The 13,746-nt window shown below is 52.7% G+C and carries 13 protein-coding genes; 8 read left to right on the top strand and 5 right to left on the bottom strand.

What is annotated here, in order from left to right; translation table 11 throughout:
* The first annotated feature begins 330 nt into the window (after positions 1-330).
* Together glnL and ntrC are read left to right on the top strand one after the other, a co-directional pair.
* Positions 331-1,416 carry a nitrogen regulation protein NR(II) gene (glnL, locus tag KVG91_RS14970; RefSeq protein ID WP_056860661.1) on the top strand — a complete coding sequence of 362 codons (1,086 nt, stop codon included), beginning with the start codon at positions 331-333 and terminating at the stop codon, positions 1,414-1,416.
* A complete protein-coding gene (ntrC, locus tag KVG91_RS14965; protein ID WP_169375865.1) occupies positions 1,413-2,849 on the top strand; it encodes a nitrogen regulation protein NR(I) in 1,437 nt (478 codons plus the stop codon). The genes glnL and ntrC overlap by 4 nt, the downstream gene beginning before the upstream one ends.
* Before the next feature lie 453 nt (positions 2,850-3,302).
* Here ntrC and KVG91_RS14960 read toward each other — a convergent pair whose 3' ends face one another.
* Positions 3,303-3,743: a hypothetical protein gene (locus KVG91_RS14960; protein ID WP_169375864.1), complete on the bottom strand. Its 441-nt coding sequence runs from the start codon at positions 3,741-3,743 to the stop codon at positions 3,303-3,305.
* On the opposite strand from KVG91_RS14960, the gene KVG91_RS14955 reads away from it, so the two are divergent.
* Entirely contained in the window at positions 3,742-4,197 is a 456-nt protein-coding gene (locus tag KVG91_RS14955) for a tRNA (cytidine(34)-2'-O)-methyltransferase (RefSeq protein WP_003171120.1), read from the top strand. The two genes, KVG91_RS14960 and KVG91_RS14955, sit on opposite strands and share 2 nt — an antisense overlap.
* Before the next feature lie 157 nt (positions 4,198-4,354).
* Here the strand turns inward: KVG91_RS14955 and secB are convergent, their stop codons facing one another.
* Genes secB through KVG91_RS14940 form a run of 3 tightly spaced genes read right to left on the bottom strand, consistent with a single transcriptional unit; the run spans position 4,355 to position 5,540 of the window.
* On the bottom strand, positions 4,355-4,834 hold the full coding sequence (gene secB, locus KVG91_RS14950) for a protein-export chaperone SecB (protein ID WP_169375863.1): 480 nt from the start codon (positions 4,832-4,834) through the stop codon (positions 4,355-4,357).
* 39 nt (positions 4,835-4,873) lie between these two features.
* A complete protein-coding gene (gene grxC, locus KVG91_RS14945; protein WP_169375862.1) occupies positions 4,874-5,125 on the bottom strand; it encodes a glutaredoxin 3 in 252 nt (83 codons plus the stop codon).
* Between the two features lies 1 nt (position 5,126).
* Positions 5,127-5,540 carry a rhodanese-like domain-containing protein gene (locus KVG91_RS14940; RefSeq protein WP_076951659.1) on the bottom strand — a complete coding sequence of 138 codons (414 nt, stop codon included), beginning with the start codon at positions 5,538-5,540 and terminating at the stop codon, positions 5,127-5,129.
* A 151-nt stretch (positions 5,541-5,691) separates the two neighbouring features.
* On the opposite strand from KVG91_RS14940, the gene gpmI reads away from it, so the two are divergent.
* Positions 5,692-7,218 carry a 2,3-bisphosphoglycerate-independent phosphoglycerate mutase gene (gene gpmI, locus KVG91_RS14935; RefSeq protein ID WP_169375861.1) on the top strand — a complete coding sequence of 509 codons (1,527 nt, stop codon included), beginning with the start codon at positions 5,692-5,694 and terminating at the stop codon, positions 7,216-7,218.
* A gap of 406 nt (positions 7,219-7,624) precedes the next feature.
* Here gpmI and KVG91_RS27990 read toward each other — a convergent pair whose 3' ends face one another.
* A complete protein-coding gene (locus KVG91_RS27990) occupies positions 7,625-7,861 on the bottom strand; it encodes an XRE family transcriptional regulator (RefSeq protein ID WP_169375860.1) in 237 nt (78 codons plus the stop codon).
* Between the two features lie 174 nt (positions 7,862-8,035).
* On the opposite strand from KVG91_RS27990, the gene KVG91_RS14925 reads away from it, so the two are divergent.
* The 4 genes from KVG91_RS14925 (at position 8,036) to KVG91_RS14910 (ending at position 13,731) form a co-directional block, all read left to right on the top strand.
* Positions 8,036-10,264, top strand: a complete 2,229-nt coding sequence (locus tag KVG91_RS14925) for an ATP-binding protein (RefSeq protein WP_169375859.1) — start codon at positions 8,036-8,038, stop codon at positions 10,262-10,264.
* Positions 10,251-11,456: a hypothetical protein gene (locus KVG91_RS14920; RefSeq protein WP_169375858.1), complete on the top strand. Its 1,206-nt coding sequence runs from the start codon at positions 10,251-10,253 to the stop codon at positions 11,454-11,456. The genes KVG91_RS14925 and KVG91_RS14920 overlap by 14 nt, the downstream gene beginning before the upstream one ends.
* A 15-nt stretch (positions 11,457-11,471) precedes the next feature.
* On the top strand, positions 11,472-12,155 hold the full coding sequence (locus KVG91_RS14915; protein WP_169375857.1) for a hypothetical protein: 684 nt from the start codon (positions 11,472-11,474) through the stop codon (positions 12,153-12,155).
* A gap of 475 nt (positions 12,156-12,630) precedes the next feature.
* Positions 12,631-13,731 carry a hypothetical protein gene (locus tag KVG91_RS14910; RefSeq protein WP_169375856.1) on the top strand — a complete coding sequence of 367 codons (1,101 nt, stop codon included), beginning with the start codon at positions 12,631-12,633 and terminating at the stop codon, positions 13,729-13,731.
* Positions 13,732-13,746: the final 15 nt, after the last annotated feature.

Below are 13,746 nucleotides of genomic sequence, written 5' to 3'. Positions count from 1 at the left end.
CGATAGCGGCTTTGAATGTGCCGCCGCTATCGCAGGCAAGCCAGCTCCCACACTGACCGCAACCTTCCTGGCGATTCAATGCAATTCTTGCTTCCTGAACGCCTCCCACAAAAAAGCACTATATTGGTGCGCAAGCCTGCACCCTTCCCACCGACTCACACCATTTTGGTTCGAAACTTCCCGCCAAGGCTGGCAGAACGCCACAGTTTCGCGCTTAAAACCCCTATTTCAGCGCCTTTGCGCTTCTTTTCGGAGCCTTGGTTTGGTTTTTGCATTTTCCTTGTATCAGCGTGTGCCTCAAGCCCGCGCCTTGCTCCAAAAGAGGTCCTGATGACCATCAGCGATGCACTGCACCGTTTGTTACTCGACAACCTGACCACCGCGACCATCCTGCTCAACGACGACCTGCGTCTTGAGTACATGAACCCGGCGGCGGAGATGCTCCTGGCCATCAGCGGCCAGCGCAGCCATGGGCAGTTCATCAGCGAATTGTTCACCGAGTCGGCCGAGGCCTTGAGTTCCTTGCGCCAGGCCGTGGAGCAGGCCCATCCGTTCACCAAGCGCGAAGCGATGCTCACCGCCCTCACCGGCCAGACGCTGACGGTCGACTACGCCGTGACCCCGATCCTGAGCAACGGCGCGACCCTGCTGCTGCTCGAAGTCCACCCCCGCGACCGCCTGCTGCGCATCACCAAGGAAGAGGCGCAGCTGTCCAAGCAGGAAACCAGCAAGATGCTGGTGCGCGGCCTGGCCCATGAGATCAAGAACCCGCTGGGCGGTATTCGTGGCGCGGCGCAACTGCTGGCCCGCGAGCTGCCGGAAGAGCACCTCAAGGACTACACCAACGTCATCATCGAAGAGGCCGACCGCCTGCGTAACCTGGTGGACCGCATGCTCGGTTCCAACAAGCTGCCGTCCCTGGCGATGACCAACGTGCACGAAGTGCTGGAGCGCGTCTGCCAACTGGTCGAGGCTGAAAGCCAGGGCTGCATCACCCTGGTGCGCGATTACGACCCAAGCATTCCCGACGTGTTGATCGACCGCGAGCAGATGATCCAGGCGGTGCTCAATATCGTGCGCAACGCCATGCAGGCCATCAGCAGCCAGAACGAGTTGCGCCTGGGCCGCATCAGCCTGCGCACCCGCGCCCTGCGCCAGTTCACCATCGGCCATGTGCGCCATCGCCTGGTGACTAAGGTCGAGATCATCGACAACGGCCCCGGCATTCCCGCTGAACTGCAGGAAACCATTTTCTTTCCCATGGTCAGCGGCCGCCCGGATGGTACCGGGCTGGGCCTGGCCATTACCCAGAACATCATCAGCCAGCATCAGGGCCTGATCGAATGTGAGAGCCATCCCGGCCACACCACGTTCTCGATCTTCCTGCCATTGGAACAAGGAGCCCCCTCGACATGAGCCGTAGTGAAACTGTCTGGATCGTTGACGACGACCGTTCTATCCGCTGGGTCCTGGAGAAAGCCTTGCAACAGGAAGGCATGATCACCCAGAGCTTCGACAGCGCCGACGGCGTGATGAGCCGCCTGGCGCGCCAGCAGCCCGACGTGATCATCTCCGACATCCGCATGCCCGGCGCAAGCGGCCTGGACCTTTTGGCGCGGATTCGCGAGCAGCATCCGCGCCTGCCGGTGATCATCATGACCGCGCATTCGGACCTGGACAGCGCCGTGGCGTCCTATCAGGGCGGCGCGTTTGAATACCTGCCCAAGCCGTTCGACGTGGACGAAGCGGTGGCGCTGGTCAAGCGCGCCAACCAGCACGCCCAGGAACAGCAGAACCAGCAAGCCCCGCCCGCCCTGACCCGCACCCCGGAAATCATTGGCGAAGCGCCGGCGATGCAGGAAGTGTTTCGCGCCATCGGGCGTTTGAGCCATTCCAACATCACGGTGCTGATCAACGGCGAGTCAGGCACGGGTAAAGAACTGGTCGCTCACGCGCTGCACCGTCACAGCCCGCGGGCTGCTTCGCCGTTCATTGCGCTGAACATGGCGGCTATCCCCAAGGACCTGATGGAGTCAGAGCTGTTCGGCCATGAGAAAGGCGCGTTCACCGGCGCGGCCAACCTGCGTCGCGGGCGCTTTGAACAGGCCGACGGCGGCACGCTGTTCCTCGATGAAATCGGCGACATGCCGGCCGATACCCAGACCCGCCTGCTGCGGGTACTGGCGGACGGTGAGTTCTACCGCGTGGGCGGGCATACGCCGGTCAAGGTCGACGTGCGCATCATCGCGGCGACCCACCAGAACCTGGAAACCCTGGTACATGCGGGCAAGTTCCGTGAAGACCTGTTCCACCGCCTCAACGTGATCCGCATCCATATCCCGCGCATGTCGGACCGCCGCGAAGACATCCCGACCCTCGCCCGTCACTTCCTCAGCCGTGCCGCCCTGGAGCTGGCCGTGGAGCCGAAGTTGCTGAAAAGCGAGACCGAGGAATACCTGAAGAACCTGCCGTGGCCGGGTAACGTGCGCCAGCTGGAGAACACCTGCCGCTGGATCACGGTGATGGCGTCCGGGCGCGAAGTGCACATCAGCGACCTGCCGCCGGAGCTGTTGAGCCTGCCGCAGGACTCCGCACCGGTGACCAACTGGGAGCAGGCGCTGCGCCAATGGGCCGACCAGGCCCTGGCACGCGGCCAGTCGAGCCTTTTGGACAGCGCCGTGCCGGCTTTTGAGCGAATCATGATCGAGACGGCCCTCAAGCACACCGCCGGCCGCCGCCGCGATGCCGCCGTGTTGCTGGGTTGGGGGCGTAATACCCTGACGCGCAAGATCAAGGAGTTGGGGATGAAGGTTGATGGTGTGGATGATGATGAGGGGGATGAGGGCTGATCCCCAATTTTCCTTATCCACTGAAGATCCAATGTGGGAGCGGGCTTGCTCGCGAATGCGGAGTGTCAGTCACTGATATGTGACTGATCCACCGCATTCGCGAGCAAGCCCGCTCCCACATTTGGATCTCCACACGATTTCGGGACCGTGCACTGCTTCAATGCACCATGAACCGGCATTGGGCACGGGTCCAAGGCCTGAAACCTGAGCTTCGCCAAGAAAAATCTTAAAGCCAAAACCACCAAAGCCCCGTATTCCGGGGCTTTGCGCTATCTGTAGGCTTTTTTCACCACGATCCAACAACTCTGGCACGCACCCTGCAATAACCCTGATACAACCCAGTTTCGGGGACCTTGGTACAGGCAGGCCGAGAATCCCCTCTTTAACACCGAAGCCTTAAGGCTTCACCCCGTTTTGGGAGCCCTGGTACAGGCAGGCCGGGAACTCCCTCTTTTATTGCTCCTGGAGATGGACCTCCAACCGCCAGCGGTCATCGACCGCCTCCCCACTCCACACCCCACGCAACGGCCGAGCCGCCACCAGGTTCAGCAGCAGGCCAGCATCGGTCTTGCGCACGCGCCAGTTCACGTCCTTTGCGTTGACCTTGAGTTGCCCGCTGGCGGCCTGGCCTTGCGCGTCGAACAGCAGCGCCACGGTGCCGTCGATGTGCTCGCCGTGAAGCTTTGGCTCGCTGTTGAACCACACCACCACGCCGTCCGCTGCGGTTTCGACCTGTTGCAGCTCGACCGGGTCCGGGGTGGTCAGGCGGCCGATCATCAGGCCGACCATGAGGCCGACAATCGCCAATGAACCCATGACCCTCGGCAATAGCTTCGGTCTCGGGTCTTCTTCAGGGGTAGAATGCAGCGCATCTTTGCCTTCGGAGCCGTGCATGTTTCACGTCATCCTTTTTCAACCAGAAATTCCGCCGAACACCGGCAACGTTATCAGGCTGTGCGCCAACAGTGGCTGCCACCTGCATTTGATCGAACCGTTGGGCTTCGACATGGACGACAAGCGCCTGCGCCGAGCCGGGCTGGACTACCACGAGTACGCCACGCTCAAGCGCCATGCGGACCTGGCCAGTTGCCTGGAAAGCCTGGGGCACCCGCGCTTGTTCGCGTTCACCACGAAGGGTTCGCGGCCATTCCATGATGCCAGCTTTGCCGAGGGTGACGCGTTTCTGTTTGGCCCGGAAAGTCGCGGCCTGCCGGCCGAGGTGCTTGATGCATTGCCTGATGGTCATCGCCTGCGTTTGCCGATGCGCGAGGGCTGCCGCAGTTTGAACCTGTCCAACACTGTGGCCGTTGCCGTGTATGAAGGCTGGCGCCAACTCGGCTTCAAGTAATACACATAACAAATGTGGGAGGGGCCTTGTGTGGGAGCTGGCTTGCCTGCGATGCAAGCACCTCGGTGTGTCAGTCACACCACGGTGATGCTATCGCAGGCAAGCCAGCTCCCACACAAGCCCGCTCCCACATTTTGGGTCGGTGTCGTTCAAACAATCATTGAACGGTCGACGAACCTTCACCTTGCATACGCTGCAGCTCTTGCGCATACAGGGCATCGAAGTTCACCGGAGCCAGCATCAGCGCCGGGAACGAGCCACGGGTGACCAGGCTGTCCAGGGTCTCGCGGGCGTACGGGAACAGGATGTTCGGGCAGAACGCACCCAGGGTGTGGCTCATGGACGCTTCGTCCAGGCCCTGGATCAGGAAGATACCGGCCTGTTGCACTTCAGCGATGAAGGCCACTTCTTCGCCGTTTTTGACGGTGACCGACAGGGTCAGCACGACTTCGTGGAAGTCGCCTTCCAGGGCTTTCTGGCGGGTGTTCAGGTCCAGCGCAACGCTCGGGGTCCATTCCTGACGGAAGATGGCCGGACTTTTCGGCGCTTCGAACGACAGGTCACGCACGTAGATGCGTTGCAACGAGAATTGTGGGCCTTGGGCTTCTGCGGCTTCGGTGTTCTGTTGGTCAGTCATCTCAGATCCTTGATCTTGGGGTCTTTTAAGGGGTGGGCGTCAGGCGAGCAGCGCATCGAGCTTACCGGCGCGCTCCAAAGCAAACAGGTCATCGCAGCCACCAATATGCCTGTCGCCGATCCAGATTTGCGGGACCGATGTACGGCCGGCTTTCTGGGCCATTTCGGCGCGCACCTGAGGCTTGCCATCGACCTTGATTTCTTCGAAGGCGACCTTCTTGCTCTGGAGCAACTGCTTGGCTCGAATGCAATAAGGGCAATAATCGCTGGAATACACGACAACCTGACTCATATCACTTCACCAAAGGCAGGTTATCGGCGCGCCAGCTGCTGATACCACCGGACAGCTTGGCGGCGGTGAAGCCGGTCTTGAGCATTTCGCGGGCGTGAGTGCCGGCGTGCTGGCCCTGGGCGTCGACCAGGATGATGGTCTTGGCCTTGTGCTTTTCCAGCTCGGCCAGGCGCGCGATCAGCTTGTCCTGCGGAATGTTCAGCGCACCGACGATATGGCCGGTGGCGAAATCCTTGGCCGGACGGATGTCGACGACAACGGCCTCATCCTTGTTGACCAGCGCGGTCAGCTCCGCCGTGCTCAGGCTGCGGCCACCACGGCTCATTTCATGAGCGATCAGCAGCGCGAGCAGGATGACGAAGGCACCCACAAGCAGGTAGTGGGCAGTGGCAAATGCAATCAGGTGATCAACCATCAAGGAGGTTCCAGGGCGTTAAAATGGCGGTAAGTATACACAGCCGCCAGGGGGGGCCAACCCCCGTAAAGCGGTGACGTGGTCGGAACTTCGCTTTAAACTGCCACTCCCTTTTCAATTGTCTTCCTTTATTACCGCCGCGAGAGGATCTATGACTACCACGCCTAAACCTTTGGTCCTGATAATTCTCGATGGCTTCGGACACAGTGAAAGCCACCACGACAACGCGGTATACGCGGCGCGCAAGCCCGTGCTGGACCGCCTGACCGCCAGCGTTCCCAACGGCCTGATCTCCGGCTCCGGCATGGATGTGGGCCTGCCGGACGGCCAGATGGGCAACTCGGAAGTCGGCCACATGAATCTGGGCGCCGGACGAGTGGTCTATCAAGACTTCACTCGCGTGACCAAAGCGATCCGCGATGGCGAGTTCTTCGAGAACCCGACCATCTGCGCGGCGGTAGATAAAGCAGTGGCGGCCGGCAAAGCCGTGCACTTCATGGGCCTGTTGTCGGCCGGCGGCGTGCACAGCCATCAGGACCATCTGGTAGCCATGGCCGAACTGGCCTTCAAGCGCGGCGCCGACAAGATCTACCTGCACGCCTTCCTCGACGGCCGCGACACCCCGCCGAAAAGCGCGCAATCGTCCATCGAACTGCTCGACGCCACCTTCGCCGCCCTGGGCAAGGGCCGCATCGCCAGCATCGTGGGGCGTTACTTCGCCATGGACCGCGACAATCGCTGGGACCGCGTAGCCCAGGCCTACAACCTGATCGTCGACGGCCAGGCCGAATTCAACGCCGCCACCGCCCAGGAGGGCCTGGAAGCCGCTTACGCCCGTGGCGAGAGCGACGAGTTCGTCAAAGCCACCACCATCGGCGAGCCGGTGAAGGTCGAAGACGGCGACGCCGTGGTGTTCATGAACTTCCGCGCCGACCGTGCCCGCGAGCTGAGCCGTGTGTTCGTGGAAGACGGCTTCAAAGAATTCGAACGTGCGCGCCAGCCGAAGGTGCAGTACGTCGGCCTGACCCAGTACGCCGCCAGCATTCCGGCCCCGGCCGCGTTTGCAGCCGGCAGCCTGGACAACGTGCTGGGCGACTACCTGGCGAAAAACGGCAAGACCCAACTGCGCATCGCCGAAACCGAGAAATACGCCCACGTGACCTTCTTCTTCTCCGGCGGGCGCGAAGAGCCGTTCCCGGGCGAAGAGCGCATCCTGATCCCGTCGCCGAAAGTCGCCACCTACGATTTGCAACCGGAAATGAGCGCGCCGGAAGTCACCGACAAGATCGTCGACGCCATCGAGCACCAGCGCTTCGACGTCATCGTGGTCAACTACGCCAACGGCGACATGGTCGGCCACAGCGGCAACCTGGAAGCCGCGACCAAGGCAGTGGAATGCCTGGACCTGTGCGTCGGCCGTATCGTTGAAGCCCTGGAAAAAGTTGGCGGCGAAGCGTTGATCACTGCTGACCACGGTAACTGCGAGCAAATGTCCGACGAATCCACCGGCCAGGCCCACACCGCCCACACCACCGAACCGGTGCCGTTCATCTACGTCGGCAAGCGTGATTTCAAGGTGCGCGAAGGCGGCGTGCTGGCGGATGTGGCGCCGACGATGCTGATGTTGATGGGGTTGGAGAAGCCGCAGGAGATGACCGGTACTTCGATTCTGGTCTGAAACAGTTCGGGGGTTGCTCAAAGCGAGTAGCCCGTCAATAATGAACGTGAGCGCGAAACCAGTTGCCTCCAGCGGCGATAACTGGCGTAGGAACCCCGTTGATGGCTGGACATCAGCGTAGGGTAAGACCTCCACACCCCTGCTTGAGGGTGTATATATGAATATCAAGCGCTCTAATTTAGGGCCGTTCGAGAGAACTGCCCTTTTCTTTGCCTGTTATAAAAAGTTGATAGCGTTTGTAAAGTAGCTCCCCATGGCGATGCTTACTATAGGGCAAAAGGTAAAACTATTGCGGTTCCGCATAGCATAGTGGAATTTGAGAGTTGGTGTTATAAATGGGGCGGTCTAGCTCTTGTTGAGCGAAGTGTGTGGCTGAGATACGACTCGAATGACTGATAAGGGGGCATCAGATGGTTTTTGTTAACCGTCGGAGTTCAGACGCGCTCACTGCATGAAAATGGCCGCGTATAATTTCATTTAGCTGGAGCTCTGACATATTTAATATTTGGGTGGCCTCCACAGTTGTTAAGTTCTTTTCGCTAATTTTTCTAATTAGCATTTCAACTAGGTGTGCTTTGTTGAGCATTCGCTTCGGCGAGGCTATACCTAGGTCTGAGTAAATGTTCGCACCGTATTTAGACATATCTAATGCTCCCGAGCAGCTAAAGGTTGTTGATGGCCTAATGCTGCTAATGATAGCATCAGGTCATGGTCATATCTTGATGCTACGATACGATGAAAGCTAGTGATGGGTAGCGCCCACCGCATTATTGCAAGGTAGTGGGGCTGTTGGTTTTTCTACCGAGCATTTTGTTTTTTGCTCAAGGACGATTTAGGTCAAGGTGCCATGCCAGAAAAAAATCGAGTTGAGGACGGCAGTAACCGAAAATTTCATACCTTTACCGTAGATGCGGCACTGTTACGAGAGTTAGGTGAGCGGCTTGTTGGAAAGCCATATGTAGCCCTAGCTGAGCTTGTGAAAAATAGCTATGACGCTGACGCGACCCAAGTTACCGTTACCTTTGAAAGAGATAGTATAACAGTAAGCGATAATGGCGCTGGTATGAGCCGTCCGGAATTTATCGCCTATTGGTTACGTGTTGGCACGACTCATAAACAAAACCAGAAGTTAACTGAACGTTCTCGTCAGGTTACTGGATCAAAAGGAGTGGGACGACTCTCCGTCCAATTTCTTGGCGACGAGTTAGAGATAATTTCTAAAGGTGTTGATGATACGTCGGCGTTTCGAGCTAACGTTAATTGGGGCGAAGCACGAGAGGCGAATGATCTTGTTAAGGCTGGTGCATATATTTCTCCTAGTCGTAGCACTACTAAGATTGATGGTCGTTATGAGCACGGGACATCGGTTAAGATCATAGGGCTAAAGCATCAATGGCTAGTCGAAGATCTTACGGATTTGGCTGGCGAGCTTTGGTTTTTAAAGCCGCCTGTTGAGTTGATGGGCGATGACAGTGATGATGTTTTTGATATACAGGTAAAAGGGCTTACTTCGCAAGCAAAGAAAGCATTCGATAGCCAAATGGACAGGGCGCTAGAGAACTGGATTGCCATTATTGAAGGAAAATTGAGTGCAGGTAAGTCGAGTGGTAAAAATGAAGTAGTCGTCAAATTTAAAAATGGTGATGAATACAATGCCAGCTTTCCTCCAGTTAACAGGCTTCTTGATGAAGTAGATTTCAAAATTTATGTGTTTAAGCTTTCGGGTAAGCAGGCCGGAGGTATTAATGTTCATGAAGCCAGGGATTACTTTAGAAAGTTTGGAGGGATACATATTTATGACAACAACTTTAGACTCCCTTTTTATGGTGGTGATGAGCAAGATTGGTTAGGTCTTGAAATAGACCATTCCCATCGACTCAATAAGTCAAAGCTGTTACCAGCAAATCTTCAAGTTCGTAGCGGCCTCAATGACCTACCTACGAACGGGCGAATTTTTGGTGCTGTAAAAATATCTACATCGCATGAAAGAACTACGGCAACACCGATTGAATTGAACAAGGGTGCCTACTTAAATGTGCAAGTCACACGTGATAGGCTCATTGATAATGATGCTTTTGAAGAACTGCAGCATAGCGTCAGATGGGCAATTGACTTTTACGCTATGCGTTCATTTGAACGTAGAAATATAGAAAAAGCTTCCGCTCGCTTAGATGTGCCGAGGACTGAAGAGAAGGTTTCTGAAATAAGAAATCAGTTATTTCAACTCTCAATGAAGCTCCCTGATAAGTTGAGTGCTGAGGTTGAAGCGGTTTCTCTTAAGTTCAAGGAGTTGGAGGACTTAGAAGAGCAGCGTAGTTCTGCGATCAATGAGGAACGTATACTTCTTGCAGCTTTGGCTACCTCCGGAATGGCCGCTCTTGCGATGGAGCATGAGCTTCACAAGGAGCTTACTGTCCTTTCTGATATGCGTAAGCAGCTAACGGACAAAAATAAAATATTAGATATGCCTAAACTTATTAGCTCTTTGGATAATTGGGCAGAGAGAACGGCCAAGGCTCGGAAGCTATTCTCACCGCTCATGCATGAGTACGATAGGGAAAAGCGTAACAAATATAATGTCGGGAAGGTGCTAAACCGCGTAGTTGTTAATTCCGAAGCATTGTTGCGGCAAGTAAGCGTTGAGTACGAGTTTCCTAAAACTATGATACTGCCCGCAGCGACGCTAGCAGCCTGGAACGCGGTTTTTCAGAATGTTTTGATAAACGCTGTAAATGCGATGATTGGCTCCAATAAGCGGCTGATTTTCGCTTATGGAGAAACTAAGGGTAATAAATCATCGGTAATTATCGCGGATACGGGTGTAGGTGTTCGCTTATCAGACAGCGCGGATTTGTTTAAACCCTTTATAAGGCGATTAGAGATTCCTGAGGAGCGTAAAGCTTTAGGTTTGGGGGGAATGGGGATCGGTCTTACAATCGTAAAGATGGTCGCAGACTCTTTAGACTGCACAGTTTCTTTCGTAGCCCCTCCAGTGGGATTTAAGACGGCGTTCAAACTAGAATGGAATCATGATGAGCAAGATTAATATATTGGTACTTGACGATGAGTACGAAAGAGCCTGTGGTTGGAAGTCCGAGCTCTCTAAGTTTGTTGATGCCAATATAACGGTATTCGAAAAAGGAGAGGTGTCCGAGTTTATCACGGAGTTACACCGCTCAAGACTAGCCTCAAGGGCAGGTGAGTACTCCCCTGCATTAGGGTATGAGGGTTACCACCTTCTCATAGTGGACTATGATTTGCTCGGCTTGGATGAGAAAGCGTCTGCGGCATGGTCAACAGGTGCCGAGATAGCGTATACGGCGCGATTAATGTCTACAATAGGTCCCATCGTTGTAGTAAACCAGTATGGTACGTGCAATTTCGACCTTACTATGAAGCGTACAGCATCGTCCTATGCCGACTACGATGTTGGTAGTATACAAATTACTGATCAAGGTCTTTGGAAGTCTTCAGGTTTCGCAGGATTTAGGCCTTGGCATTGGCCAAACTTGCTCGCGGAAGTAGCCCGCATTGAAGCTTTCAGAGCGTTCATTCAGCAGAATCTTGATGAGCCTGTGATGAAGACTCTTGGCTTTGAGTTGCAGGATACTGAAGCGCCTAACTATTTAGCTTATGATATCGCAGGCGTTCTCGGTGTTAAGTCTGGCGGTGCTCGATCATTCCGTGACATCGCATTGAAGAGCGTTGGGTTAAGCGTATTTAATATTTTAGATAAAGACAGGCCCATTGTTGAGTACATGCCAGTAGAGCAGCTCGCGAGGGTTGCATGTGCGATAATATCTCATTGGTTGGAAAAAATTGTTTTGCCTAACCAACAAGCTGTTGCTGATTTGCCTCATATAGTGAGCAGATTCCCTTGGCTTCTTACTAATCCTACGGATCCAGATGCTTGGGAAAAATTGTCAACCTTAGAATATGTTAAGGTTGTAAATCCTGAGCTTGTAAAACATGCAGTTAATAATGCATTCATGTACTCCAGGCCTGCTTTTTGGATTGAGCACATAAAAGACGCTTTTCCTGTACCTGATGACTTTGATATATCTAAAGTGCCTGACTTGGTTTTTTGTGAGGACTCTTCAAGGTTTCTTGAGAGAGATAAGGCATCTAGCTATCCAAGTGACCTCATTGGCTACGACAACGAACGTTGGGTAGAAGGTGAGCTTCAATGTCGCGGCAATGGTGTTAGCTACGAGCCTCAAGCATATCTACTGATGTAGTTGCGAGTTTTTAATATGGATGATAAACAAGCTGACGCATTAGCTGTACTCTTGAGTAACGGGCATGCAACCCATTTCAAGACGTTGAATAGCCAGACGAAGTTAAAAAAGTTTTCTCTGTTCAAAGAGACACGAGTATTGGCCTCACGCGGGACAATTTCATTTTTTGATGGCTCGCAACAAGCTTTAAGGAGTCAGCTTAAAGCGTTTATACTGACACCCAAGAAAGATGGTTGTACATCATATATTATCGTAGATATTGATTCACGATGCGGCTGGCTTAAGTTAATGAGATTTGTAGGAAATAAGCATTCAGAGCTCAACGCTGAGACGATATGCTTGCTTCTATCGGGTGTAGGTAACGATGTAAATAGCTTTGGTTTCCGCTTCGAGCATCCGGAGCGGTTCCCGGGGAACAAGCACGGTTTTTTTCACGTGCAACCTATCATATCTAATAGCTCTGATTCACCATTCCCAGGGTGCATAAATTGGTTGCCTGTTCATTTTCCAACATTTTATATGTTTGCCAGCTCCGCTTTTGAGCTCACGATTTTCTCAATCCACTCATTAGCAGGCTGGGAAGTATTAAGTGAGTTTCAGAGGAAAAGCCGAGATGGGAATGGGGTTTTAAAGCATCTTATCAGAGTAGGCGAAGGCGCTCGTATTCCCTACCCTTTTGAGGTTGCTGTACAGGCTTAGGAAGTAGCGCTTCATATACGGAAATATAAGAAGCGCGGTTTCTAATAGATATTTAATGCCACGTTTTTTTCGGCAGTATGCGTGACACATTTCTGATGATATATCGCTCTCACTTCTAAGGTAGACAATCTAGAAGTCTCACGTACCTAGAGGCTCGTGCTAGGCATGCTGCGGCATCTATTGATGCAAGTCGTATACTAGCGGACAGCTATTGAGCATTGAGTTCGGGATTCTTGATTAGGGTGTAAATCTGAAGAGTGAGAGTGGGCGCCCTTGAATGAGTCGTTTGAGCGCGCCGTACGTTTAATCACAAATGATTTGACTAAATCATCTGCGATACATTTTCGACACATGAAAATTTTTTGATACAACTCTTAAAGCAACTAAAGCTATTGAACGATAATATTCCGATCATTTATGAGTGAGCGATTATTACCTAAGCTTAAATACGCCTGACAGTCAGTAGGAGATGGAAATGTATCATCCACGGACCCGTGATTTTGTAAACTGGGAGCGATTTTTAGAAAGCAAAGAAAATAAACCCACTTTCACATTGGATTTTCATATTGACGCCGGTTTCAGTTTTACTAATGCGGTAGCTTTTAGGAAGATGAATGTTAAAAATGAGCCTGTTACTCTTGACGAGTTGGAGATCCCCACTTTAAATTTGAATTTTAGTCGCCTACACATAAAAGGAGGTGTGCTGGTAAATTCAATTTCTATAGAAAGTTGCGCACCTTCAGGGTATGACAAGACAGAAAAATACTTCGTTTCCGTTTGCTTTGTTTTGAAAAAAATTGGCTATGCAAAAATAGAAAGTGACATAGCAAAAAAGATTGACAAAAATGGACAAATAGATCCCGCAACACATATGAGGGTTTATCTGTCGTCACTAATTTTGCAGAAGGCAACGATACTAAGAGACGAGATTTTATCTTTCATAGAGTTTTCAGGTTTTCTTGCGAGACAGATTCCTTCAACGTTGAATTTATATTTACTTCAAAACGGCTATTACTCTAGGATTACCCAAGTGGGAGGGGGGCAGGAAACAGCGGGGCATAACCCTATTCATCCGCTGGCGGTAAAGGCCAAAGAAATAGTTGCAGCGTATGAGCATTCACTGACAATTCCTGAGAATCTGAGAAAGCACTTTGGTAAAGGCGTTCACTATAAATTTCTAGGCTTCTACGACGAAAGCTTTTTGTGTTTTTATAAAATTATTGAATCAAGATTTAGATCTGATAGCTTTTGTAAAATCCTAGCTCTCGACTTATTTAATATGACGGATGGGAAGTTAATTTCAACTTTAAAAAATTCCAATCCAAAAGCAATGATGCTGTTACTTTATCAAAAGCTAATAAAAACTGAAGATGATGGAAGCGATCTTACGGAACTACAGAAGAATGAGCTTATGAACAATTTGATTGATATTACTGAGGCGAGAAACAAAATAGCACATACTGCTGATCACTCGGCCGAAAGCAGCCGCTTGTTAGATTTTACGATTCGTTTGTCCAGGTACATGATTGCCAGCCTTGCGCAAGAAGAAGCTTCTGCTTCCACGCCGAAGCAATAGCTGACAGTGAAATGG

The organism is Pseudomonas azadiae (assembly GCF_019145355.1).
Lineage (GTDB): Bacteria > Pseudomonadota > Gammaproteobacteria > Pseudomonadales > Pseudomonadaceae > Aquipseudomonas > Aquipseudomonas azadiae.
The sequence above is the reverse complement of the archived record's forward strand: the minus strand, read 5'-3'. Positions and strand labels throughout refer to the sequence as shown.